This window comes from Streptococcus sp. SN-1, assembly GCF_041154385.1.
Taxonomy (GTDB): Bacteria; Bacillota; Bacilli; order Lactobacillales; family Streptococcaceae; genus Streptococcus; species Streptococcus mitis_CT.
This window is the reverse complement of record NZ_AP028929.1, coordinates 1,209,451-1,231,861: the sequence shown is the minus strand read 5'-3', so window position 1 is coordinate 1,231,861 and position 22,411 is coordinate 1,209,451. Positions and strand designations below refer to the sequence as shown.

Here is a 22,411-nt window from a genome sequence, read left to right as displayed (position 1 = left end):
TCTTCTAGTTTTTATTTGGGGTAAAATGATCGTTCTCAATCAAGTGTAAAAATTGCTGGGTAATGCTAGCAAAGATACTATTTTGGTCTAACATTTCTTTCGGGAAATAGAAACGATTATCTCCGTGACGACTACCAGCAAGGGATTGGACGATAGGAGACAGGCTAGAGAGTTCGGCCAGTTCTCCATTCTTTTGTAAAATCTCAATCTGTGTCCGTGGATTTTCAGATTCGGGACGATAGATATCATAAGGGAGGTCGAAGTTCTTATGAATGGCAGTGTAATAGTCTGGATCAAAGCCGATATCCTCAACTAATTTTCTCATGCTGGCGAGTTGGTCTTGTTCCTCTTGTGAAAAGGTAATGGATTTAAAGACCTTGCGGTTGACAAAGCGTTGCGACAGGTCTGCAAGAATCTTATCAGGACTGGTCATCCAGAGCTGGAAGTAGGTATTCATCACACCATCATCTAGAGCCAGATAGTCAGATAAGGTCACATTTTTTTCAAAGAAAGGTAGGAGGTGTGGGGAAGTTCGTGCAAAGAAGTCTTTGTCCTCAGGATAGAGTTCCTTGGCGCGCTTGAGGAGATTCTGTAGGAGAACTTCCATGGCGCGTGTTGCGGGGTGGAAATAAACCTGCATGTACATCTGGTAGCGACTGAGGACATAGTCTTCGATGGCGTGCATGCCATTGCGCTGAAAGGCGATACCATTTTCGACAGGACGAATGACTCGGAGTATGCGAGTCAGGTCAAATTCCCCATAGGATGCTCCTGTAAAATAGGAGTCACGCAAGAGATAGTCCATGCGGTCTGCATCAATTTGACTAGAAATGAGTTGCACGACCTGCTTGTTAGGATAGGTATGGTCGATGACACTGGCCACCTTTTCTGGAAAATCTGGCGCCACTTGTAGCAGAACTTGGTGAATCTCTGTCTCAGGACTTTGGATGATTTCCTGAGTAATGGCCTCATGATCTGTATCAAAGAGATGTTCAAAAGTATGGGAGTAGGCACCATGCCCAAGGTCATGTAGGAGAGCAGCTGTCATGGTCAAGAGGGACTCGGCAGGATTCCATTCCTCAGGATATTTTTCTTCAAAAATCTCCGTGATACGTCGTGCAATTTCATAGACTCCTAGACAGTGAGAGAAGCGACTGTGTTCTCCACCGTGGAAGGTATAACTGGAAGTTCCCAGTTGCTTGATACGGCGCAAACGTTGAAATTCTTTTGTATTGATCAAGTCATAGATGATTTGATTATTGACATGGATGTAGTTGTGAACTGGGTCACGGAATACTTTTTCGTTCATATGACCATTATAGCAAAATCCTGCTCTTTTTGGTAAAATAGTAGGACAAGAGACAAGAAAGAGGACCTGATGTGAAGATTCGGATGCGAAATAGGATTCAGTTTGATGAGCAGTTGGAAGTGATTGACCAGCTTTATGACGTGGAAGTGCATGAAAAAGGAGATTATAGCTACCTGCTTTTTTATAATGAGGAAAAGGAAAAAGTAGTTATTAAATTTCATGATCAAGAACTGGTGATGAGTCGATTTTCCAATCCCAAGACCATTATGCGCTTTCTAAAGGATAGTGATAGTTTAGCCTATATTCCCACACCTATGGGTATGCAGGAGTTTATCATCCAAACGAGCCATTATCAAGTTGATAGGCAAAAGATTGAACTAGATTATCAACTACAAAATCAAGAGGGACATCCCTTTGCCAGCTATCAATTGGAAATTACTTGGGGCTAGGCTCATGTCTTTTTCAAATTTAGCTAGCTATCTTCTTGGATTGGCTCCCTAGTGTGGTAGATTAGGCTATTTTTTGGTATAATAAAAGTTATGGAAATCGAAAAAACCAATCGTATGAATGCGCTCTTTGAATTTTATGCGGCGCTTTTGACAGATAAGCAAATGAATTATATAGAGCTTTACTACGCTGATGATTACAGTCTTGCTGAAATTGCCGAGGAATTTGGTGTCAGTCGTCAGGCTGTCTATGATAATATCAAGCGGACAGAAAAGATTTTGGAAGATTATGAGATGAAATTGCACATGTACTCGGATTACATTGTCCGTAGTCAAATTTTTGACCAGATTTTGGAGCGCTATCCCAAGGATGACTTTCTGCAGGAGCAGATAGAAATTTTAACAAGCATTGATAATAGAGAATAAGAGGAAGAAACATGGCATTTGAAAGTTTAACAGAACGTTTGCAGAACGTCTTTAAAAATCTACGTAAAAAAGGAAAAATCTCAGAGGCTGATGTCCAAGAGGCAACCAAAGAAATTCGCTTGGCCTTGCTCGAGGCCGATGTTGCCTTGCCTGTTGTAAAGGACTTTATCAAGAAAGTTCGTGAGCGTGCAGTCGGACATGAGGTTATTGATACCCTTAATCCTGCGCAACAGATTATTAAAATCGTTGATGAGGAACTGACAGCTGTTTTAGGTTCTGATACGGCTGAGATTATCAAGTCACCTAAGATTCCTACAATCATCATGATGGTTGGTTTGCAGGGGGCTGGTAAAACAACTTTTGCTGGTAAATTGGCCAACAAACTCAAGAAAGAAGAAAATGCCCGTCCTTTGATGATTGCGGCGGATATTTATCGTCCTGCTGCCATTGATCAGCTTAAGACCTTGGGACAACAGATTGATGTTCCTGTCTTCGCACTTGGGACAGAGGTTCCAGCTGTTGAGATTGTACGTCAAGGTTTGGAACAAGCCCAAGCTAATCATAATGACTATGTCTTGATTGATACGGCAGGTCGTTTGCAGATTGATGAGCTTCTGATGAATGAGCTTCGTGACGTGAAAGCACTGGCTCAACCAAACGAAATTCTGCTCGTCGTTGATGCCATGATTGGTCAAGAAGCAGCCAATGTGGCGCGTGAGTTTAATGCTCAGTTGGAAGTGACTGGGGTGATCCTTACTAAGATTGATGGGGATACTCGTGGTGGTGCGGCTCTATCGGTTCGTCACATTACTGGAAAACCAATCAAGTTCACTGGTACAGGTGAAAAGATTACAGATATCGAAACCTTCCACCCAGACCGTATGTCTAGTCGTATCCTTGGCATGGGGGATATGCTCACTTTGATTGAGAAAGCTTCTCAAGAATACGATGAGCAAAAAGCCCTTGAAATGGCTGAGAAGATGCGTGAAAACACTTTTGATTTTAATGATTTCATCGATCAGTTGGATCAGGTGCAGAACATGGGGCCAATGGAAGACTTGCTCAAGATGATTCCAGGTATGGCCAACAATCCAGCCCTTCAAAACATGAAGGTAGATGAGCGCCAGATTGCTCGCAAACGTGCTATTGTGTCTTCAATGACACCTGAAGAACGTGAAAATCCAGATTTGTTAAATCCGAGCCGTCGCCGTCGTATCGCTGCTGGTTCTGGAAATACCTTTGTCGAAGTCAATAAATTTATCAAGGACTTTAACCAGGCTAAACAGCTCATGCAGGGTGTCATGTCTGGAGATATGAACAAGATGATGAAGCAGATGGGAATCAATCCAAACAACCTTCCAAAAAATATGCCAAATATGGGAGGAATGGATATGTCTGCCCTTGAAGGAATGATGGGACAAGGTGGCATGCCTGACCTGTCAGCTCTCGGAGGAGCAGGAATGCCAGATATGAGCCAGATGTTTGGTGGCGGACTAAAAGGTAAAATCGGTGAATTTGCCATGAAACAGTCCATGAAACGCATGGCGAATAAAATGAAAAAAGCGAAGAAGAAACGTAAGTAAGACAAAGGAAGGCCGCGGGGCTTTCCTTTTTTGGAAAGAAGAAAAATGAGCACTTCCATAGTTGGAAATGCTTGTTTTTTGATGTGTTTAGACTCTTATACTCAATGAAAATCAAAGAGTAAACTAGGAAGCTAGCTGTAGGTTGCTCAAAGCACTGCTTTGAGGTTGTAGATAAGACTGACGAAGGCAGTCACATATATAATCCAAGGAGACGTTGACGTGGTTTAAAGAGATTTTCGAAGAGTATTAGTCTTTATTTTCGTATGGCAAGATTAAGTTCAAGATGATTCCTGTCATAGCTGATAGGGCAGTTCCTGAAAGGGTAACTGGACCAAGTTTAAGGATCCTCCAAGTCCAAGGAGCAACATAGCGCTTGCGATGATGAGGTTACGCATTTGAGCGAAATCAACACGTTCTTTGATCAAGACTTTCAAATCGTTGCTGGCGATAACCCCATAGAGAAGGATTGACATACCACCAAGTACAGTTGACAAAGAGCCAAAAAAGGAACCAAAATGGTTCCTAAAACTATTATTAATTACTTGCTCCAGATGTAGCGTCTGCGCCACCACCGTGACCTCCAGCATCACCTGAATCAGAAGCTCCAGATGTAGCATCTGCACTGCCATGTCCTCCAGCAGGAGCTGCAGCATTTCCACCAACTAGACGTTGACCAGTTGTATTGAGGTACCAGTCAAGCCATGGTTGGAAATTAAAGATGATTTCATTGATTCCAGCATATGAACCATCTGGATAGTACATTGCTTGGTAATTATGGGTATTAATAACGCCTTCTGGTGTTCCTGGCACAATTGTACGGACATATTCTTGATCCCCGTTACGCAATACGCCGACAACCCATTCAACGTTTTTCATTCTAGAATCTGGCAATGAACCGTGTACAGTTCCTAAACGGTTTCCTGATTGAGCACGTACACGTTTACCAAACATTGTATTTGGATCTTGGTGGGCGTTATTAAAGTACAAGAACTGGTTATTATCATCTGCAAATGTCAATTCAAATGGCATTGCTTTCAAGAACATGTCAATTTGGTTAACTGTCAAGATACCGTGGTCTAATTTAACGTAAGTATCTCCAGAAACAGCTCCAACAAGTTCAGCTGCTTTTTCTACCCATTCAGGATCATCTGGATCAACACCTTGAATGGTAGTTGCAATTGAATTTGTACAATATAAATCTTCTGGTGCAATTGGTTTTGGTTTTTTCAATTTTGAAACGACTCCCACATATTTTACAAAGTTGTCCAAGCATGTTTCAAGGAAATTAATAGTTCCTTCATTTGTGATATTGCCCTCTGTGTCAAATGCTTCTTTGGCTTTACCAAGAAGGAATTCATTTCCTGGAAGAGTGTAGGCATTGACACCTGGGGCGTCAAGAATCTTACGAAGGTGAACTTGGGCACGAGAAGTACCTTGGTCATAGTAAGAAGCTCCCACAATCATGACTGGTTTGTTTTCAAATGGATGAACTTCGTATGAAAGCCATTCAAGAACAGATTTAAGAGAAGCTGAGATTGTGTGGTTGTGCTCAGGAGTAGCAATAATGACACCATCAGCACGAGTAATTCTGTTATACAAGAGACGCAATTGGAAACTTTCATCCCATTTTTCGTCTTGGTTGAACATTGGAACTTCGTCAATTTCGAGAACTTCTAATTCAAATTTGAGTTTGAAGTGACGACGGATGAATTCCAAGAGTTTACGGTTATATGATTGATCGTAGTTTGATCCTACAAGTCCAACAAATTTCATTCTTTTTGGTCTCCTATCTTACAAATTTTCCCAGTCAAATTCTTCAGCATCTTTGCGAAGTAGGGCTTGTGCGTTGCGCAATCTTTCTGTGATTTTTACAAAGATACGGAAGTCGTCAAAAGTGGCATCCAGTTTTTTAATAACATCAAGATCTACTAGATCTCCACTTGGATTAAAGGCTTGAAGAGAATGTGAAAGCAAGAATTCATCAGGAAGGACACTTGCTTTGATTTCTGGTGCGTTTAAGATTTGGCGAAGTTGTAATTGGGCGCGTGATGAACCAAGTGTACCGTAAGAAGCACCTGTAATCATGATTGGTTTGTTCAAGAGTGGGTAAATACCATAAGACAACCAAGCAAGAGCGCTCATCAAAACAGCTGGGATAGAGTGGTCGTACTCAGGAGTACCGATAATAACGCCATCTGCCTCTTCGATTTTAGCAGCAATTTCCAGAATTTCAGCAGGTACTTGCTTGTCAGCTGGCTTGTTAAAGACAGGGATATCCTTGATTTCAACAAGTTCAATTTCAGCTTTGTCAGCAAAGTGTTTTTGCATGTATTGAAGCAATTGACGGTTTGTAGAACGTTTTGAATTTGTTCCAACAATAGCAATAAGTTTTAACATGAGATTTCCTTTCTCTTTTTACATAATACGATTTTAAAACTCCATTGAAACAGTTGTCTCTATAGAGTAGGAATTCCTGAAGAACAACTTAGGTGGCCTTCCTTATCAATCAGAATCGCTTCGATTCCCTCCAAACTTTCGACTTGCCAAAGGATAGAAGCAGGTCTTTCTCCAAATAAACGAGTTGTCCAGATTTCACCATCGACTGATTTATCAGAGATGATTGTGAGACTAGCGAGTTCTGTTTCAACAGGATATCCTGTATGGCTGTCAAAAATGTGATGGTAATCTTGTCCATCGACGGTCAGGTGACGTTCATAAATGCCTGAAGTCACGACAGATTGATTGACAACAGGGATGGTCATTAAGTGATTTCCCCTCGGATTGGCGGGGTCTTGAATCCCGATTTGCCAAGGTTGATTCCCTCTTGCCTGATTTTTTCCAATGGTCAGGATATTCCCTCCCAGATTAATCAGGGCAGAAGTCACACCCTCTTTCCTAAGAAATTGGGCAACCTTATCCGCACTGTATCCTTTGGCTAAACAACCTAGATCGATCTTCATTCCTTTCTGTTTTAAAAACACAGTGGAAGTAGAAGAATCTAACTCGATAGAATGAGGATTGATTAAAGGGAGCACCGATTCAATTTCTTGAGGTTGGGCAACTTTGGCATCTGAAAAACCGATACGCCAGGTTTGAATTAAGGGACCAATGCTGATGTTGAGATGGCTAGAGGGCGCTAGGCTATGCTCTAACCCAAGTGAAATCAGTTCAAACAGGTCTGGATGAACCTTGACGGGGGCTATTCCAGCTTGATGATTGATTTCCATCAACTCAGATTCTTGGCTATTGGCGTTGAAGCGGTATTCAAACTCTCTGAGTAAATCAAAGGATTTCTGGAGCAAGATATCTGCTCGCTCATCCACTAATGAAATAGTGATAGTGGTTCCCATTAGGCGTTCAGAATGTGAACTAAGAGGCAAGCTACCAACTCCTTTCTCTTATGAAAAGAAGGTTGAAATATAGTAAATTTATGAAAAATGAACCCCTTACATTTTCTTTCCATGATACTAGCATACCATAAAGTCAGCGTTTTCACAAATAAAATTTGTAAAGATGTCAAGAAATATGCTCAGGAAATGAAGAAAAATTGCAAGAATCCGTGTTAAGATACAGATTATTTACAATTTTTTACAAAAAAATAGGAAAAATCGGCCAAACTCTTGTAAACGCTAACAGTAAATGTTATACTAGTAGGGTAAATTTAGAATGAAGGTAGGAAATTTTTTATGAGTAAGATCGTTGTAGTCGGTGCTAACCACGCTGGTACAGCATGTATTAATACTATGTTGGATAATTTTGGAAATGAGAACGAAATCGTTGTATTTGACCAAAACTCTAACATCTCTTTCCTAGGATGTGGAATGGCCCTCTGGATTGGTGAACAAATTGACGGTGCTGAAGGCTTGTTCTATTCTGATAAAGAAAAATTGGAAGCTAAAGGTGCTAAAGTCTACATGAACTCACCAGTTCTTTCAATCGACTATGATAACAAAGTAGTTACAGCGGAAGTTGAAGGAAAAGAGCACAAAGAATCATATGAAAAATTGATTTTCGCTACAGGTTCTACACCAATCTTGCCACCAATCGAAGGTGTTGAAATTGTTAAAGGAAACCGCGAATTTAAAGCAACTCTTGAAAATGTACAATTCGTGAAATTGTACCAAAACGCTGAAGAAGTGATTCACAAATTGGCTGACAAGAGCCAACACCTTGACCGTATCGCCGTTGTTGGTGGTGGTTACATCGGTGTTGAACTTGCTGAAGCCTTTGAACGTCTTGGAAAAGAAGTTGTCCTTGTTGATATTGTTGATACTGTCTTGAACGGTTACTATGACAAAGACTTCACACAAATGATGGCGAAGAACCTGGAAGACCACAATATCCGCTTGGCTCTTGGTCAAACTGTTAAAGCAATCGAAGGTGACGGTAAAGTTGAACGCTTGATTACTGACAAAGAAACTTTTGATGTGGATATGGTTATCCTTGCAGTTGGTTTCCGTCCAAACACAGCTCTTGCTGATGGTAAGATTGAACTCTTCCGCAACGGTGCCTTCCTTGTAGATAAGAAACAAGAAACTTCAATTCCAGGTGTATTTGCAGTTGGTGACTGTGCGACTGTCTATGATAATGCTCGTAAAGACACTAGCTACATTGCCCTTGCTTCAAATGCTGTTCGTACTGGTATTGTTGGTGCCTACAATGCTTGTGGACATGAATTGGAAGGAATCGGTGTGCAAGGTTCAAACGGTATTTCAATCTACGGTCTTCACATGGTTTCAACTGGTTTGACTCTTGAAAAAGCTAAAGCTGCTGGTTATAATGCAACTGAAACAGGCTTTAACGATCTTCAAAAACCAGAATTCATGAAACATGACAACCATGAAGTAGCAATTAAGATTGTCTTTGACAAAGATAGCCGTGAAATTCTTGGTGCCCAAATGGTTTCACATGACATTTCAATCAGCATGGGGATTCACATGTTCTCACTTGCTATCCAAGAGCATGTAACAATTGATAAATTGGCCTTGACAGATCTCTTCTTCTTGCCACACTTCAACAAACCATACAACTACATTACAATGGCTGCCCTTACAGCTGAAAAATAAAAATGAATGAACTATCTGGCCTTAACTTAAGGTCAGATAGTTTTTTCATCATTCTGTACCCATACAATTATCTTTTTTTTATCTTGTGATTCATTCTAATCTAACTTAAAATGAAATGGTAGCTACCAATATAAATGATGAGGAAAAAGAAATGACTGAAAATCGTTATGAACTAAATAAAAACTTGGCACAGATGCTCAAAGGTGGGGTTATCATGGACGTTCAGAATCCTGAACAGGCCCGTATTGCAGAAGCTGCTGGTGCGGCAGCTGTGATGGCCTTGGAGCGGATTCCAGCTGATATTCGTGCAGCTGGTGGAGTTTCCCGCATGAGCGATCCAAAGATGATTAAGGAAATCCAAGAAGCGGTTAGTATTCCAGTGATGGCCAAGGTTAGAATCGGGCATTTTGTTGAAGCTCAGATTTTAGAGGCTATTGAGATTGACTATATCGATGAGAGTGAAGTTTTATCGCCAGCTGACGACCGTTTCCATGTGGACAAGAAAGAATTCCAAGTTCCTTTTGTCTGTGGTGCTAAGGATTTGGGTGAAGCCTTGCGTCGTATCGCTGAAGGTGCTTCTATGATTCGTACCAAAGGAGAACCAGGTACAGGGGATATCGTCCAAGCTGTTCGTCATATGCGTATGATGAATCAGGAAATTCGCCGTATTCAAAACTTACGTGAGGACGAACTTTATGTTGCTGCTAAGGACTTGCAAGTCCCTGTAGAATTGGTTCAATACGTCCATGAACATGGGAAATTGCCAGTTGTAAACTTTGCGGCTGGAGGTGTTGCAACGCCAGCTGATGCTGCGTTGATGATGCAATTAGGGGCAGAGGGTGTCTTTGTCGGTTCAGGTATTTTTAAGTCAGGAGATCCTGTTAAACGAGCGAGTGCTATTGTTAAGGCTGTGACTAACTTCCGTAATCCTCAAATTCTAGCTCAAATCTCTGAAGATTTAGGAGAAGCCATGGTGGGTATTAATGAAAATGAAATCCAAATTCTCATGGCAGAGCGAGGAAAATAGATGAAAATCGGAATATTAGCCTTGCAAGGTGCTTTTGCAGAACATGCAAAAGTACTAGATAAATTAGGTGTCACTAGTGTAGAAATTAGAAATCTAGATGATTTTCAGCAAGATCAGAGTGACTTGTCGGGTTTGATTTTGCCGGGTGGTGAGTCTACAACCATGGGCAAGCTCTTACGAGACCAGGATATGTTGTTTCCTATCCGGGAAGCAATTCTATCTGGCTTACCAGTGTTTGGGACCTGTGCGGGCTTGATTTTACTGGCTAAGGAAATCATTTCTCAGAAAGAAAGTCATCTTGGAACTATGGATATGGTGGTCGAGCGCAATGCCTATGGGCGCCAACTAGGAAGTTTCTACACGGAAGCAGAATGTAAGGGAGTCGGTCAGATTCCAATGACCTTTATCCGTGGTCCAATTATCAGCAGTGTTGGAGAAGATGTAGAAATTTTAGCAAGAGTTGATAATCAAATCGTTGCAGCTCAAGAAAAAAATATGTTGGTAACTTCTTTTCATCCAGAATTGACGGATGATGTTCACTTGCACCAGTACTTTATCAATATGTGTGACAAAAAGATAGTGGAATAAAAAGTGATAAATCAAGTTTCGATTCGCTTTTTCCAAAGAATCATTTTTTAAGTCATCTGACAGTATTCTGTGATTTTAGATTTATTTACGATAAATTAGAAAAGAATGATTGTTTTGACTTAGGGCATAAAGCTTATATGCTGAATATGGTGTTCAAGTGTCTTTTATTGAAAGCACTTTAGAGGATGGAGTTAAAATACTATTCTATACTGCTTAATACTCTTCGAAAATCTCTTCAAACCACGTCAGTTTCACCTTGCCGTAGGTATGGTTACTGACTTCGTCAGTTCTATCCACAACCTCAAAACAGTGTTTTGAGCTGACTTCGTCAGTTTTATCTGCAACCTCAAAGCTGTATTTTGAGCAACCTGCGGTTAGCTTCCTATTTTGCTCTTTGATTTTCGTTGAGTATAAAAATGATGTATAGGACTGGTCAAAAAGATCACTTCGAAAATAGCAAAAAACGAGTATCTCTACAGATGGAGATACTCGTTCTATTATGTGTGAAGCTATGAGTCTGTCTTGCTCCATAGGATGCGCGTAGAAGTTTATACCAAAAAAATTCCAAAAGCGACACAATAAAGGAGATTAAGACAATTTTAAATTTTTTTTGAGATGTAGGTAATGAGTTAAAATCAATGGCGGTTAAACAGGGTGAAAAGGATCAAGCAAAAAGTCTTTAAAATCAAAAAAACGCATAATATCAGGTGTTTTACAACGTTTTTTATTTTATTCTTTGGTATTCTTTTGCAAAAAAAGAATACAACATTTTGTTGTATCCTAAATATTAAATCAAGTCCTGAATTTTCTTAAGTTTTTATCATATTTTCTGTTATAATTAAGGTGCCTTAAGAAAAATAATGAAAAAACTAAATGTTTTTCATATAGTTTTCATTGTTTTAATAGTTTAAAGTCAATCTTATTTTTCTCTAATAGAAAATAATGAAAAAGTAGGTTTAGAAAGAGGTAAGTATCTATGTCTTCTCATAAAAAAGTGTCACTCTCTGAGATTAATCAATCTATCGATACTCCAAATAACAATCATTTCTGGCAAAATTTAAAGGCCTTCTTGGGTCCAGGTGCCCTTGTCGCAGTTGGTTATATGGATCCAGGAAACTGGATAACCAGTGTGGTTGGAGGTGCATCCTATAAGTACAGTCTCTTATTTGTCATCTTGATTTCATCACTCATTGCTATGCAACTTCAGCAGATGGCAGGAAAGCTTGGAATTGTAACTCAAATGGACTTGGCTCAAGCAACGGGTCATCATTCACCCAAATGGCTTCGTTATAGCTTATGGGTGATTTTGGAGTTGGCCTTGATGGCGACAGACCTGGCAGAAGTTCTAGGTTCAGCGATTGCTCTCAATCTTCTTTTTAAGATTCCGATTATGATAGCCATCCTTTTGACGGTTCTAGATGTCTTTCTCTTATTGCTTTTGATGAAATTTGGCTTTAAGAAGATAGAAGCTATTGTGACAACACTGATTTTAACGATTTTAGCAATCTTTACTTATCTGGTAGCTTTATCAAATCCAAGTTTCCAAGGAATCGCTGAGGGTTATTTACCCAATTCGACCTTATTTGAGAGTCCTTTGCCAGGTCATGAAAGTCAATTAACTTTAGCTCTGGGGATTGTAGGTGCGACGGTTATGCCTCATAACCTCTATTTGCATTCTTCCTTGTCTCAAACTCGGAAAATCAATCACAAGGACAAGGATGATGTTCGAAAAGCGGTGCGCTTTATGACCTGGGATTCAAATCTCCAATTATCCTTGGCCTTTGTGGTTAACTCCCTTCTATTAATTCTCGGGGCGGCTCTCTTTTTCGGCCATGCATCTGAGATTTCTGCCTTCTCTCAAATGTATAATGCCTTGCAGGATTCTACTATTGCAGGAGCTATAGCTAGCTCGACCTTATCAACCTTGTTTGCCTTGGCTTTATTAGCCAGTGGTCAAAATTCGACAATTACGGGTACCTTGACTGGACAAATCGTTATGGAAGGTTTCTTGCATATGAGATTACCTCAATGGTTCATTCGTTTGGCAACTCGTCTCTTTGCCTTGTTGCCTGTCATGATTGTAGCGGTTCTGTTTGGTCATCAGGAAAAAACATTGGATCAGTTATTGGTTTATTCACAAGTCTTTCTTTCGATTGCTCTTCCATTTTCAATCTTCCCACTGATTTATCTAACTTCTAAGAAATCACTGATGGGAGAATTTACCAATGCCAAATGGAATACCATCCTTGGCTATATCGTTTCCATTATCTTAACAATTCTCAATGTGAAATTGTTATTTGATATTTTCTAAGAAATTCACCCGAGTTATAAAACAATCATATAAGAAAAAAGATACCCAAGATTTCTTGGGTATCTTTTTTAAAATAAACGGAAGACATGGGATTCGAACCCACGCACGCTGTTACACGCCTACCGCGTTTCCAACACGGCCTCTTAAGCCTCTTGAGTAATCTTCCAATACTTACTCAAATAGTCTACCATAAAGGCTCTTATCTTGCAATAAAAATTCTGGAAATAAGAAAAATGATAGAATTTGAAAGAAAATGATAAAAAATGCTTGACTTTGAAAGGAAGTATGATAGAATGAATAGTGTAAACGATAACAGGAGGTGATTCAGTGTTAAAAACAGAGAGGAAACAACTGATTTTAGAGGAGTTAAATCAACACCATGTAGTTTCTCTAGAGAAATTAGTTAGTTTGCTAGAAACGTCAGAATCAACGGTTCGAAGAGATTTGGATGAATTGGAAGCGGAAAACAAGCTTCGTCGCGTGCATGGTGGAGCAGAATTGCCCCATTCCTTGCAGGAAGAAGAAACCATCCAAGAAAAATCTGTCAAAAACCTTCAAGAGAAGAAGTTGCTAGCTCAGAAAGCAGCCTCTCTCATCAAGGAACAAGATGTCATCTTTATCGATGCTGGAACAACAACTGCCTTTTTGATTCATGAATTGGTTAATAAGAATATTACTGTTGTGACTAATTCGATTCACCACGCCGCTCAGTTGGTTGAAAAGCAGATTCCTACGGTCATGGTTGGAGGTAGTGTCAAGATGGCGACAGATGCGAGCATCGGGGGCGTTGCTCTTAACCAGATTAACCAATTGCACTTTGACCGTGCCTTTATCGGGATGAATGGTGTGGACGATGGTTATTATACGACTCCTGATATGGAGGAGGGGGCTGTGAAGCGTGCTATTTTAGAGAATGCTAAACAGACCTATGTCTTGGTGGATTCGTCAAAAATAGGACAAACTTGCTTTGCCAAGGTAGCACCACTCAAACGCGCTATCGTTATCACAAGTCAAGGGCATGAGCTCTTGCAGGCTATTAAGGAGAAAACGGAGGTAATAGAAGTATGATTTATACAGTCACACTCAATCCATCTATTGACTATATCGTGCGTTTGGATCAAGTCCAGGTCGGTAGTGTCAATCGTATGGACAGTGATGATAAGTTTGCTGGTGGGAAAGGAATCAATGTCAGCCGTGTCTTGAAGCGCTTAGATATTCCAAATACAGCGACGGGCTTTATCGGAGGCTTTACTGGTAAATTTATCACGGATACTTTGGCTGATGAAGAAATCGAGACACGTTTTGTCCAAGTGGCAGAAGATACTCGTATCAATGTTAAAATCAAAGCAGATCAAGAAACAGAAATCAACGGAACGGGTCCAACTGTTGAACCAGCCCAGTTAGAAGAATTGAAAGCTATTTTATCTAGTTTGACTGCAGATGATACGGTCGTGTTTGCTGGTTCAAGTGCTAAAAATCTAGGCAATGTCATCTATAAGGATTTGATTGCCTTGACACGTCAGACGGGTGCGCAAGTGGTTTGTGACTTTGAAGGACAGACCTTGATTGATAGTTTGGACTATCAGCCGCTTTTGGTCAAACCAAACAATCATGAACTTGGAGCTATCTTTGGAGTGAAACTCGAAAGTTTAGATGAAATCGAGAACTATGCTCGTCAGTTACTGGCCAAAGGAGCTCAAAACGTCATTATCTCTATGGCTGGTGACGGTGCCTTCCTTGTCACATCTGAGGGAGCTTACTTTGCTAAACCAATCAAGGGAACTGTGAAAAATTCAGTTGGAGCTGGTGATTCTATGGTTGCCGGATTCACAGGTGAATTTGTCAAATCCAAAGATGCAGTAGAAGCCTTCAAATGGGGAGTAGCTTGTGGAACAGCAACTACCTTCTCGGATGACTTAGCAACAGCAGAATTTATTAAAGAAACATATGAAAAAGTTGAGGTAGAAAAACGATGAAAATTCAAGACCTATTGAGAAAAGATGTCATGTTGCTGGATTTGCAAGCAACTGAAAAAACAGCTGTCATCGAAGAGATGATTAAAAGTTTGACAGACCACGGTTATGTGACAGATTTTGAAACATTTAAAGAAGGCATTTTGGCTCGTGAAGCTCTCACTTCTACTGGTTTAGGTGATGGTATCGCAATACCTCACAGCAAAAATGCTGCTGTCAAAGAAGCGACTGTTCTCTTTGCTAAGTCAAACAAGGGTGTTGACTACGAGAGCTTGGATGGACAAGCAACCGACCTCTTCTTTATGATTGCAGCTCCAGAAGGTGCTAATGACACTCACTTGGCTGCCTTGGCAGAATTGTCTCAATACTTGATGAAAGATGGATTTGCTGACAAACTTCGCCAAGCAACATCAGCTGACCAAGTCATTGAGCTTTTTGACCAAGCTTCAGAAAAAACTGAGGAACCTGTTCAAGTACCTACCAATGACTCTGGTGACTTTATCGTTGCTGTTACAGCTTGTACAACAGGTATTGCCCACACTTACATGGCCCAAGAAGCTCTTCAAAAAGTAGCTACTGAAATGGGTGTTGGAATTAAGGTCGAAACCAACGGTGCTAGCGGTGTTGGAAATCAACTAACTGCAGAAGATATCCGCAAGGCTAAAGCTGTTATCATTGCGGCAGACAAGGCCGTTGAAATGGATCGTTTCGATGGCAAACCATTGATCAATCGTCCAGTTGCTGACGGTATCCGCAAGACAGAAGAGTTGATCAACTTGGCTCTTTCTGGAGATGCTGAAGTCTACCGTGCTGCTAATGGAGCCAAAGCCGCAACAACCTCTAACGAAAAACAAAGTCTTGGTGGTGCCTTCTACAAACACTTGATGAGTGGTGTCTCTCAAATGTTGCCATTCGTTATCGGTGGTGGTATCATGATTGCCCTTGCCTTCTTGATTGACGGTGCTTTGGGTGTTCCGAATGAAAACCTTGGTAATCTTGGTTCTTACCATGAGTTAGCTTCTATGTTCATGAAAATTGGTGGTGCAGCCTTTGGATTGATGCTCCCAGTCTTTGCAGGTTATGTTGCCTACTCTATCGCTGAAAAACCAGGTTTGGTAGCAGGTTTCGTGGCTGGTGCTATTGCCAAAGAAGGTTTTGCATTTGGTAAAATTCCTTATGCTGCAGGTGGTGAAGCAACTTCAACTCTTGCAGGTGTCTCATCTGGTTTCCTAGGTGCCCTTGTTGGTGGATTTATTGCAGGTGCTTTGGTTCTTGCTATCAAGAAATACGTTAAAGTTCCTCGTTCACTTGAAGGTGCAAAATCAATCCTTCTCTTGCCACTTCTTGGGACAATCTTGACTGGATTTGTTATGCTAGCTGTTAACATCCCAATGGCAGCAATCAACACTGCTATGAATGACTTCCTAGGCGGTCTTGGAGGCGGTTCAGCTGTCCTTCTTGGTATCGTCCTTGGTGGAATGATGGCTGTTGACATGGGTGGACCAGTTAACAAAGCGGCTTATGTCTTTGGTACAGGTACGCTTGCAGCTACTGTTTCTTCAGGAGGTTCTGTAGCCATGGCAGCAGTTATGGCTGGAGGAATGGTGCCACCACTTGCCATCTTTGTCGCAACTCTTCTCTTTAAAGACAAATTTACTAAGGAAGAACGCAACTCTGGTTTGACAAACATCATCATGGGCTTGTCATTTATCACTGAGGGAGCGATTCCATTTGGTGCAGCTGACCCAGCTCGTGCGATTCCAAGTTTCATTCTTGGTTCAGCAGTAGCAGGTGGCCTCGTTGGTCTTACTGGTATCAAACTCATGGCGCCACACGGAGGAATCTTCGTTATCGCCCTTACTTCAAATGCTCTCCTTTACCTAGTTTCTGTCTTGGTAGGAGCAATCGTAAGTGGTGTGGTCTATGGTTACCTACGCAAACCACAAGTATAAAAATTAGATATAAAATCAAAAGATTGGACCGTTTGGTGCAGTCTTTGTCTCTTTCCGAAATGCCTGTGAAATATGGTATAATAGAAGAATGGCAAACAAGAATACAAGTAAAACAAGACGGAGACCGTCTAAAGCAGAACTCGAAAGAAAAGAAGCGATTCAACGAATGTTGATTTCTTTGGGAATCGCGCTTTTATTGATTTTCGCAGCCTTCAAATTAGGGGCTGCAGGTATAACCCTTTACAATTTAATTCGCTTGCTGGTGGGCAGCCTAGCTTATCTAGCAATATTTGGTATCTTGCTCTACCTCTTCTTTTTCAAGTGGATACGAAAACAGGAAGGGCTCTTATCTGGATTTTTCACCATATTTGCTGGCTTGCTCTTGATTTTTGAGGCCTATTTAGTTTGGAAATATGGTTTGGATAAGTCGGTACTAAAAGGGACCATAGCCCAAGTTGTGACGGATTTAACAGGCTTTCGAACGACCAGCTTTGCTGGAGGGGGCTTGATTGGGGTCGCTCTTTATATGCCAACCGCCTTTCTTTTTTCAAATGTCGGTACTTACTTTATTGGTTCTATCTTGATTTTAGCTGGAGCCCTCCTAGTTAGCCCTTGGTCTGTTTACGATATTGCTGAATTTTTCAGTAGAGGCTTTGCCAAATGGCGAGAAGGACATGAGCGTCGAAAAGAGGAACGCTTTGTCAAACAAGAAGAAAAAGCTCGTCAAAAAGCTGAGGAAGAGGCTAGATTAGAACAAGAAAAGGCTGAAAAAGCCTTACTCGATTTGCCTCCTGTTGATATGGAAACAGGTGAAATTCTGACAGAAGATGTTGTGCTTGACGTTTCACCTGTTCCAGAAGAAGAATGGGTAGAACCAGAAATCATCCTGCCTCAAGCTGAACTTGAATTCCCTGAACAGGAAGATGGCTCTGATGATGAAGATGTACAGGTTGATTTTTCAGCCAAAGAAGCCCTCGAATACAAACTTCCAAGCTTACAACTCTTTGCCCCAGATAAACCAAAAGACCAGTCTAAAGAGAAGAAAATCGTTCGTGAAAACATCAAAATCCTAGAAGAAACCTTTGCTAGCTTTGGTATCAAGGTAACGGTTGAACGGGCTGAAATTGGGCCATCAGTGACCAAGTATGAAGTTAAGCCAGCAGTAGGTGTAAGGGTCAACCGCATTTCCAATCTAGCAGATGACCTTGCTTTAGCCTTGGCTGCCAAGGATGTCCGAATCGAAGCACCTATTCCAGGGAAATCTTTAGTGGGAATTGAAGTCCCTAACTCTGAGATTGCGACAGTTTCTTTCCGCGAACTATGGGAACAATCTCAAACGAAAGCAGAAAATCTCTTGGAAATTCCTTTAGGAAAGGCTGTTAATGGAACCGCAAGAGCTTTTGACCTTTCTAAAATGCCCCACTTGCTAGTCGCAGGTTCAACGGGTTCAGGGAAGTCAGTAGCTGTTAACGGCATTATCGCTAGCATCCTCATGAAGGCGAGACCCGATCAAGTTAAATTTATGATGGTCGATCCCAAGATGGTTGAGTTGTCTGTTTACAATGATATTCCCCACCTCTTGATTCCAGTTGTGACCAATCCACGTAAGGCCAGCAAGGCCCTTCAAAAGGTTGTGGATGAAATGGAAAACCGTTATGAACTCTTTGCTAAGGTGGGAGTTCGGAATATTGCAGGCTTTAATGCCAAGGTAGAAGAGTTTAATGCCCAGTCTGAGTACAAGCAGGTTCCGCTACCACTCATTGTCGTAATTGTAGATGAGTTAGCTGACCTCATGATGGTGGCCAGCAAAGAAGTGGAAGATGCCATTATCCGTTTGGGGCAGAAGGCGCGTGCTGCAGGGATTCACATGATTCTTGCAACCCAGCGTCCATCTGTTGATGTCATATCTGGGTTGATTAAAGCCAATGTCCCATCACGTGTGGCGTTTGCAGTTTCATCAGGTACAGATTCCCGTACTATTTTAGATGAAAATGGAGCTGAGAAACTACTTGGACGTGGAGATATGCTCTTTAAACCAATCGATGAAAATCATCCAGTTCGTCTGCAAGGATCCTTTATCTCGGATGATGATGTCGAACGTATCGTAAACTTCATCAAGGCTCAGGCGGATGCGGATTACGATGAGAGTTTTGATCCAGGTGAGGTGTCTGAAAATGAAGGAGAATTTTCAGATGGTGAATCTGGTGGGGATCCGCTTTTTGAAGAAGCCAAGGCTTTGGTAATCGAAACCCAGAAAGCCAGCGCCTCTATGATTCAGCGTCGTTTATCAGTTGGATTTAACCGTGCGACCCGTCTCATGGAAGAGCTTGAGATGGCAGGTGTCATTGGTCCAGCTGAAGGTACTAAGCCAAGAAAAGTATTGCAACAATAAATTTCTCTCTTATACGGAAATGTGAACCTGACGTGATTTGAAGAGGTTTTTGAAGCGGATTATCTATGATGTATAATTAATTGAATCTAAAATAGTACGAAACGACTTTTAAAGCATGAAATTGATTTGAATTCCCTAATAAATTTGTTCACATTTTATTCAAACATTATATCAAGCTGAAACAGATTTAGAATTTCTTTTAGATATATGAAGACTCCCCTTATAGTTTCTAGTGAATATTTGTTTTTCACTAGAAACTATAAGGGGAGCTTTTGTACTCATGTATGAGATAGATTTCTTTTTTTGTTTTATTAAGCTACATAGCTCACTTTTCAGCAGGAATCAGCTATTGTATTCGCTAGCTGTTAGCTGACATCAATTCACTACTGTTTAAAATTTTGAGAGTTCTGCAGTTTTTGAGTTCAGTTTCTGTTTATTCACCAAAGAAAAATGGTGGAGCGAACCGTTTCAGCTCTTCAAAGCAATGTTGGGCTGCCTCTGCATCTTCACAGATGACAAGGCAGACATCATCACCACAGAGGGTAGCAATAGCATCAGGGAAACTCAAAGCATCAATGATAGAACCAAATGATTGAGCCAGTCCAGGAAGGGTTTTTAGTAGGACTTGGTGTTGAACTGGGCGCATCAAGACAAGGGCATCTTCCATGTAGAGTTCGAGACGTTTTTCCCATTTTGAGATAGAGCCTGTATTTAGCACATAGTAAGAGTTATCTTCTTCTCGTACTTTTGACAGGTTCATACTTTTAATATCTCTCGAAAGTGTCGCTTGTGTAACTTGAATATCATTATCGGCAAGAAGAGATTGTAACTCAGCTTGTGTGTGAATCTTATTTTTCGTTACAAGAGCTCGTATGAGTTGGTGTCGGTGTTCAGATTTATTCATAATAATTTAACTCCTTTTTTAGTGAGGTAGGATAAGTGTAGACTGTTCAAGATCAACAGTCAGCTGGTAAGCGGTATTGTCACGTATGGTGATTTCAAAGTCAGTAGTATAGAGGACTAAACGAAGAGTATCTCCTTCTTTTAACTTGTAAATAGTAGGTTGTAGTTCAAATTGCACATCTATCCATTCATCTGCAGTAATATCCTCTACTAACAGTAAATCATTTCTATTTTGTAAATTGAGGTAACCTTTTGTCACGACTCGTTGTGCATTTGGTCTAAATGGTAATTCACAGAGATTTTCCAACATGTGGTAGCGTCCATTATCAATGGTTCTAGCACTTAAAATAGCTGGATAAGGTTGTAGGTATTTCTTCTGTCCAAATTCAAGCAGTTGTGCAGATAAGAGCCCCTTATTTGTACTGGATTTGATACGAAGATTGAGTTGGGCACGACCGTTCAAGTGAAGATCTTTGGTTACAGGAAGGTCAATAGTAATCTGATTGACTTTCCCTTGATAGAGTTCTGTATTGAAGGTCTGGTATGTTTTACCATAACGTTCAAAATCCTTATCTGAGTATTGGTTTTGAATAATTTGCTCTTCTTGACCAAGTGAGAAGGATTCAAAGCTTTCTTGCCCACCGAAGTTATCAAGTGATAACCAAGTCTGAGGGGCTGTATTGTCCTGCCAGATAACAGTAGGAAGTTGGAAATCTGTATCTTGTCCCAGTAATTTCTTTGTCAACAAAGCATTCATGGACTCACGGAAGTCAATGGATTGCCAGTTGTTCATATAAACATGGGCACCATTATGGAAAAAGAGATGCTTATTGATATGAGATGGAAGAGCATGGAACATCTGGTAAACATGAAGTGGTTTGACATTCCAATCCTGTGAACCGTGGGTAAAGATAACATCTGCCTTTACTTTATGGGCATTGAGCAGATAATTGCGGTCATGCCAAAACTGATTGTAGTCGCCAGTCTTGCGATCCAGTTGCTCTTTTACTTTTTCCAAATCAGCTTGGTGAGCATCATTACCACGAATATAGTCGCCAGCTAAGAGATTACGAGAGTAGGTTAGTTCAGCAAGGGAGTCAAAATCCTCACCTGGATAACCACCTGGGCTAGTGACCAGACCGTTTTCACGGTAGTAGTTGTACCATGAAGAAATACCAGCCTCGGCAATGATGACTTCTAAACCATCGACACCTGTAGTCGCAAGACCATTGGACATGGTACCAAGATAGGAAAGTCCAGTTGTGGCCACTTTTCCGTTTGACCAGTCAGCCTTGACTTGACGCTGGCGCGTGTGATCAGTAAAGGCACGGCAACGACCATTGAGCCAATCGATGACATTTTTATAAGCCTCGATTTGTTGATAGTCGCCATTAGTCATGAAACCAGTAGAGTCTTTGGTACCAACACCTGAAACATATAGATTAGCAAACCCTCTTGGAAGGAAGTAGTCGTTGAGAGTATAGCTAGCGTTGATGTGCGTTAGCTTTTCCTCAGATTTTGACACAAGCTCAGCTTGACCTTGAGGTTGGGCGATATTTAGTTGAGGTTCCTCTAGCTCAATCTTATGAGCAGGTTTAACCTCAAGTTCTTGCTCCATCTTGTAGAGAGCCTTATCGCTTGCCTTGTCATTGGTTCCCTGATGATAAGGACTGGCTGTCATGATGGCAGGGATTTGCCCCTCATAACGTGGACGAATAATGCTAACCTTGACTAAGTCTGGTAGACCTTTTTGGTCAGTATCGACACGAGACTCAACGTAGACCACTTCTCGAATAACATCATGGCTGGAAAAAGTTGCTAAACTCTTGCCGTTAAAGTAGTGGTAGTCATTATCCTCAGGAATAAGACCATCACTAACAAGTTGGTCGATAAGGGTATTCCCCTTTTTGGTGCGAGTATTGAGTAACTGATAGAGATTTTCAATCAAGTCACCATATACAATGGGAAATTCAGTTTTTTTACGAAAAGCTTCACTATCTTCGAAGTCAACCAAATAAGAAAAGCCTAAAAGTTGAAAAGCAACAGTATAAAAAATATCTGCTGTCAGTTCATCTTCTGATTGAAAAAATGTTAGCAGGTCTGTTTTTTTATCAGCTGCTAGGATGGAAAGTGGGTAGTTGGTGTCTTGATAAGTGAAAAAGAAACGACTTAGAAAAGACTCCAATATCTTTTTATTTGTTGACTCAGATGGAAAATCAAATCCATACTTTTTTAATTCATATAAAATAGTATCTCTTGGAAGTGATAAATAGCTGAATTGATTAAAGCGCATAAAACCTCCTTGTAAAATAATAATTAAGGTTATTATATCAAAAAAATAGGAGAAAGGGAATCATTAAGTGAGAAAGAAATTAATTAAAGAATAATGAATATTATTTATATGAAAAACAGGTACAACTCTATAGTTCAAAACA

The 22,411-nt window shown here is 40.7% G+C and carries 17 protein-coding genes, 1 tRNA gene and 1 pseudogene; 11 read left to right on the top strand and 8 right to left on the bottom strand.

Going from position 1 to position 22,411, the window contains the following annotated elements; all coding sequences use genetic code 11:
* Positions 1–4: 4 nt before the first annotated feature.
* Positions 5–1,309 carry an HD domain-containing protein gene (locus ACAM22_RS05420; protein WP_369606482.1) on the bottom strand — a complete coding sequence of 435 codons (1,305 nt, stop codon included), beginning with the start codon at positions 1,307–1,309 and terminating at the stop codon, positions 5–7.
* Positions 1,310–1,380: 71 nt separating this feature from the next.
* Here ACAM22_RS05420 and ACAM22_RS05415 point away from each other — a divergent pair, with 71 nt between their 5' ends.
* The 3 genes from ACAM22_RS05415 to ffh all read left to right on the top strand — a co-directional run bounded on the left by ACAM22_RS05415 (position 1,381) and on the right by ffh (position 3,764).
* The gene (locus ACAM22_RS05415; RefSeq protein ID WP_369606481.1) at positions 1,381–1,758 is read left to right on the top strand and encodes a DUF1934 domain-containing protein; all 378 of its coding nucleotides are present in this window, start codon (positions 1,381–1,383) and stop codon (positions 1,756–1,758) included.
* A 90-nt stretch (positions 1,759–1,848) separates the two neighbouring features.
* Positions 1,849–2,181: a putative DNA-binding protein gene (locus ACAM22_RS05410; protein WP_000402066.1), complete on the top strand. Its 333-nt coding sequence runs from the start codon at positions 1,849–1,851 to the stop codon at positions 2,179–2,181.
* A gap of 11 nt (positions 2,182–2,192) precedes the next feature.
* Complete coding sequence (gene ffh / locus ACAM22_RS05405) at positions 2,193–3,764, top strand: signal recognition particle protein (RefSeq protein ID WP_000863612.1); 1,572 nt, start codon at positions 2,193–2,195, stop codon at positions 3,762–3,764.
* Between the two features lie 246 nt (positions 3,765–4,010).
* Here the strand turns inward: ffh and ACAM22_RS05400 are convergent.
* The 4 genes and pseudogenes from ACAM22_RS05400 to ACAM22_RS05385 form a co-directional block, all read right to left on the bottom strand.
* Positions 4,011–4,261, bottom strand: a pseudogene (locus tag ACAM22_RS05400) (uracil permease); the annotation flags it as partial.
* A gap of 37 nt (positions 4,262–4,298) precedes the next feature.
* Positions 4,299–5,537 (bottom strand): NAD(P)H-dependent oxidoreductase, encoded by a 1,239-nt coding sequence (locus tag ACAM22_RS05395; RefSeq protein ID WP_369606480.1) that lies wholly within the window; start codon positions 5,535–5,537, stop codon positions 4,299–4,301.
* Between the two features lie 18 nt (positions 5,538–5,555).
* Positions 5,556–6,161, bottom strand: coding sequence for an NADPH-dependent FMN reductase (locus tag ACAM22_RS05390; protein ID WP_369606479.1), 606 nt, complete (start codon positions 6,159–6,161; stop codon positions 5,556–5,558).
* A gap of 59 nt (positions 6,162–6,220) precedes the next feature.
* Positions 6,221–7,144 carry an FAD:protein FMN transferase gene (locus tag ACAM22_RS05385; protein ID WP_369606478.1) on the bottom strand — a complete coding sequence of 308 codons (924 nt, stop codon included), beginning with the start codon at positions 7,142–7,144 and terminating at the stop codon, positions 6,221–6,223.
* A 306-nt stretch (positions 7,145–7,450) separates the two neighbouring features.
* Here ACAM22_RS05385 and nox point away from each other — a divergent pair, with 306 nt between their 5' ends.
* The 4 genes from nox (at position 7,451) to ACAM22_RS05365 (ending at position 12,756) form a co-directional block, all read left to right on the top strand.
* A complete protein-coding gene (nox, locus tag ACAM22_RS05380; protein WP_369606477.1) occupies positions 7,451–8,830 on the top strand; it encodes a H2O-forming NADH oxidase in 1,380 nt (459 codons plus the stop codon).
* 151 nt (positions 8,831–8,981) lie between these two features.
* Positions 8,982–9,857, top strand: a complete 876-nt coding sequence (gene pdxS, locus ACAM22_RS05375; protein ID WP_000138517.1) for a pyridoxal 5'-phosphate synthase lyase subunit PdxS — start codon at positions 8,982–8,984, stop codon at positions 9,855–9,857.
* Positions 9,858–10,445 carry a pyridoxal 5'-phosphate synthase glutaminase subunit PdxT gene (gene pdxT / locus ACAM22_RS05370; RefSeq protein ID WP_261052000.1) on the top strand — a complete coding sequence of 196 codons (588 nt, stop codon included), beginning with the start codon at positions 9,858–9,860 and terminating at the stop codon, positions 10,443–10,445.
* Positions 10,446–11,421: 976 nt separating this feature from the next.
* Entirely contained in the window at positions 11,422–12,756 is a 1,335-nt protein-coding gene (locus ACAM22_RS05365) for an Nramp family divalent metal transporter (RefSeq protein WP_084891632.1), read from the top strand.
* Positions 12,757–12,834: 78 nt separating this feature from the next.
* On the opposite strand, the gene ACAM22_RS05360 is transcribed toward ACAM22_RS05365, so the two are convergent.
* Positions 12,835–12,922: transfer RNA gene (locus ACAM22_RS05360), tRNA-Ser, on the bottom strand.
* A 161-nt stretch (positions 12,923–13,083) separates the two neighbouring features.
* Between ACAM22_RS05360 and ACAM22_RS05355 the strand changes: the two genes are divergently transcribed.
* The 4 genes from ACAM22_RS05355 to ACAM22_RS05340 all read left to right on the top strand — a co-directional run bounded on the left by ACAM22_RS05355 (position 13,084) and on the right by ACAM22_RS05340 (position 19,073).
* The gene (locus ACAM22_RS05355) at positions 13,084–13,824 is read left to right on the top strand and encodes a DeoR/GlpR family DNA-binding transcription regulator (RefSeq protein ID WP_000920651.1); all 741 of its coding nucleotides are present in this window, start codon (positions 13,084–13,086) and stop codon (positions 13,822–13,824) included.
* On the top strand, positions 13,821–14,732 hold the full coding sequence (gene pfkB, locus ACAM22_RS05350; protein ID WP_369606476.1) for a 1-phosphofructokinase: 912 nt from the start codon (positions 13,821–13,823) through the stop codon (positions 14,730–14,732). Before ACAM22_RS05355 ends, pfkB begins: the two co-directional genes overlap by 4 nt.
* Positions 14,729–16,681, top strand: a complete 1,953-nt coding sequence (locus tag ACAM22_RS05345) for a fructose-specific PTS transporter subunit EIIC (RefSeq protein ID WP_369606475.1) — start codon at positions 14,729–14,731, stop codon at positions 16,679–16,681. The genes pfkB and ACAM22_RS05345 overlap by 4 nt, the downstream gene beginning before the upstream one ends.
* Before the next feature lie 88 nt (positions 16,682–16,769).
* A complete protein-coding gene (locus tag ACAM22_RS05340) occupies positions 16,770–19,073 on the top strand; it encodes a DNA translocase FtsK (protein ID WP_369606474.1) in 2,304 nt (767 codons plus the stop codon).
* 433 nt (positions 19,074–19,506) lie between these two features.
* Here ACAM22_RS05340 and ACAM22_RS05335 read toward each other — a convergent pair whose 3' ends face one another.
* Together ACAM22_RS05335 and ACAM22_RS05330 are read right to left on the bottom strand one after the other, a co-directional pair.
* Positions 19,507–19,977 carry an arginine repressor gene (locus ACAM22_RS05335; protein ID WP_084889551.1) on the bottom strand — a complete coding sequence of 157 codons (471 nt, stop codon included), beginning with the start codon at positions 19,975–19,977 and terminating at the stop codon, positions 19,507–19,509.
* 18 nt (positions 19,978–19,995) lie between these two features.
* Positions 19,996–22,269: a Xaa-Pro dipeptidyl-peptidase gene (locus ACAM22_RS05330; protein ID WP_369606473.1), complete on the bottom strand. Its 2,274-nt coding sequence runs from the start codon at positions 22,267–22,269 to the stop codon at positions 19,996–19,998.
* Positions 22,270–22,411: the final 142 nt, after the last annotated feature.

Excerpts from the sequence above, each read along its gene's own strand:
- ACAM22_RS05340 (WP_369606474.1), top strand. The coding sequence starts at position 16,770 with ATGGCAAACAAGAATACAAGTAAAACAAGACGGAGACCGTCTAAAGCA.
- ACAM22_RS05345 (WP_369606475.1), top strand. The coding sequence starts at position 14,729 with ATGAAAATTCAAGACCTATTGAGAAAAGATGTCATGTTGCTGGATTTG.
- ACAM22_RS05390 (WP_369606479.1), bottom strand. The coding sequence starts at position 6,161 with ATGTTAAAACTTATTGCTATTGTTGGAACAAATTCAAAACGTTCTACA.
- pdxS (WP_000138517.1), top strand. The coding sequence starts at position 8,982 with ATGACTGAAAATCGTTATGAACTAAATAAAAACTTGGCACAGATGCTC.
- ACAM22_RS05335 (WP_084889551.1), bottom strand. The coding sequence starts at position 19,977 with ATGAATAAATCTGAACACCGACACCAACTCATACGAGCTCTTGTAACG.
- ACAM22_RS05330 (WP_369606473.1), bottom strand. The coding sequence starts at position 22,269 with ATGCGCTTTAATCAATTCAGCTATTTATCACTTCCAAGAGATACTATT.
- ACAM22_RS05365 (WP_084891632.1), top strand. The coding sequence starts at position 11,422 with ATGTCTTCTCATAAAAAAGTGTCACTCTCTGAGATTAATCAATCTATC.
- ffh (WP_000863612.1), top strand. The coding sequence starts at position 2,193 with ATGGCATTTGAAAGTTTAACAGAACGTTTGCAGAACGTCTTTAAAAAT.
- ACAM22_RS05395 (WP_369606480.1), bottom strand. The coding sequence starts at position 5,537 with ATGAAATTTGTTGGACTTGTAGGATCAAACTACGATCAATCATATAAC.
- nox (WP_369606477.1), top strand. The coding sequence starts at position 7,451 with ATGAGTAAGATCGTTGTAGTCGGTGCTAACCACGCTGGTACAGCATGT.
- ACAM22_RS05410 (WP_000402066.1), top strand. The coding sequence starts at position 1,849 with ATGGAAATCGAAAAAACCAATCGTATGAATGCGCTCTTTGAATTTTAT.
- pfkB (WP_369606476.1), top strand. The coding sequence starts at position 13,821 with ATGATTTATACAGTCACACTCAATCCATCTATTGACTATATCGTGCGT.
- pdxT (WP_261052000.1), top strand. The coding sequence starts at position 9,858 with ATGAAAATCGGAATATTAGCCTTGCAAGGTGCTTTTGCAGAACATGCA.
- ACAM22_RS05420 (WP_369606482.1), bottom strand. The coding sequence starts at position 1,309 with ATGAACGAAAAAGTATTCCGTGACCCAGTTCACAACTACATCCATGTC.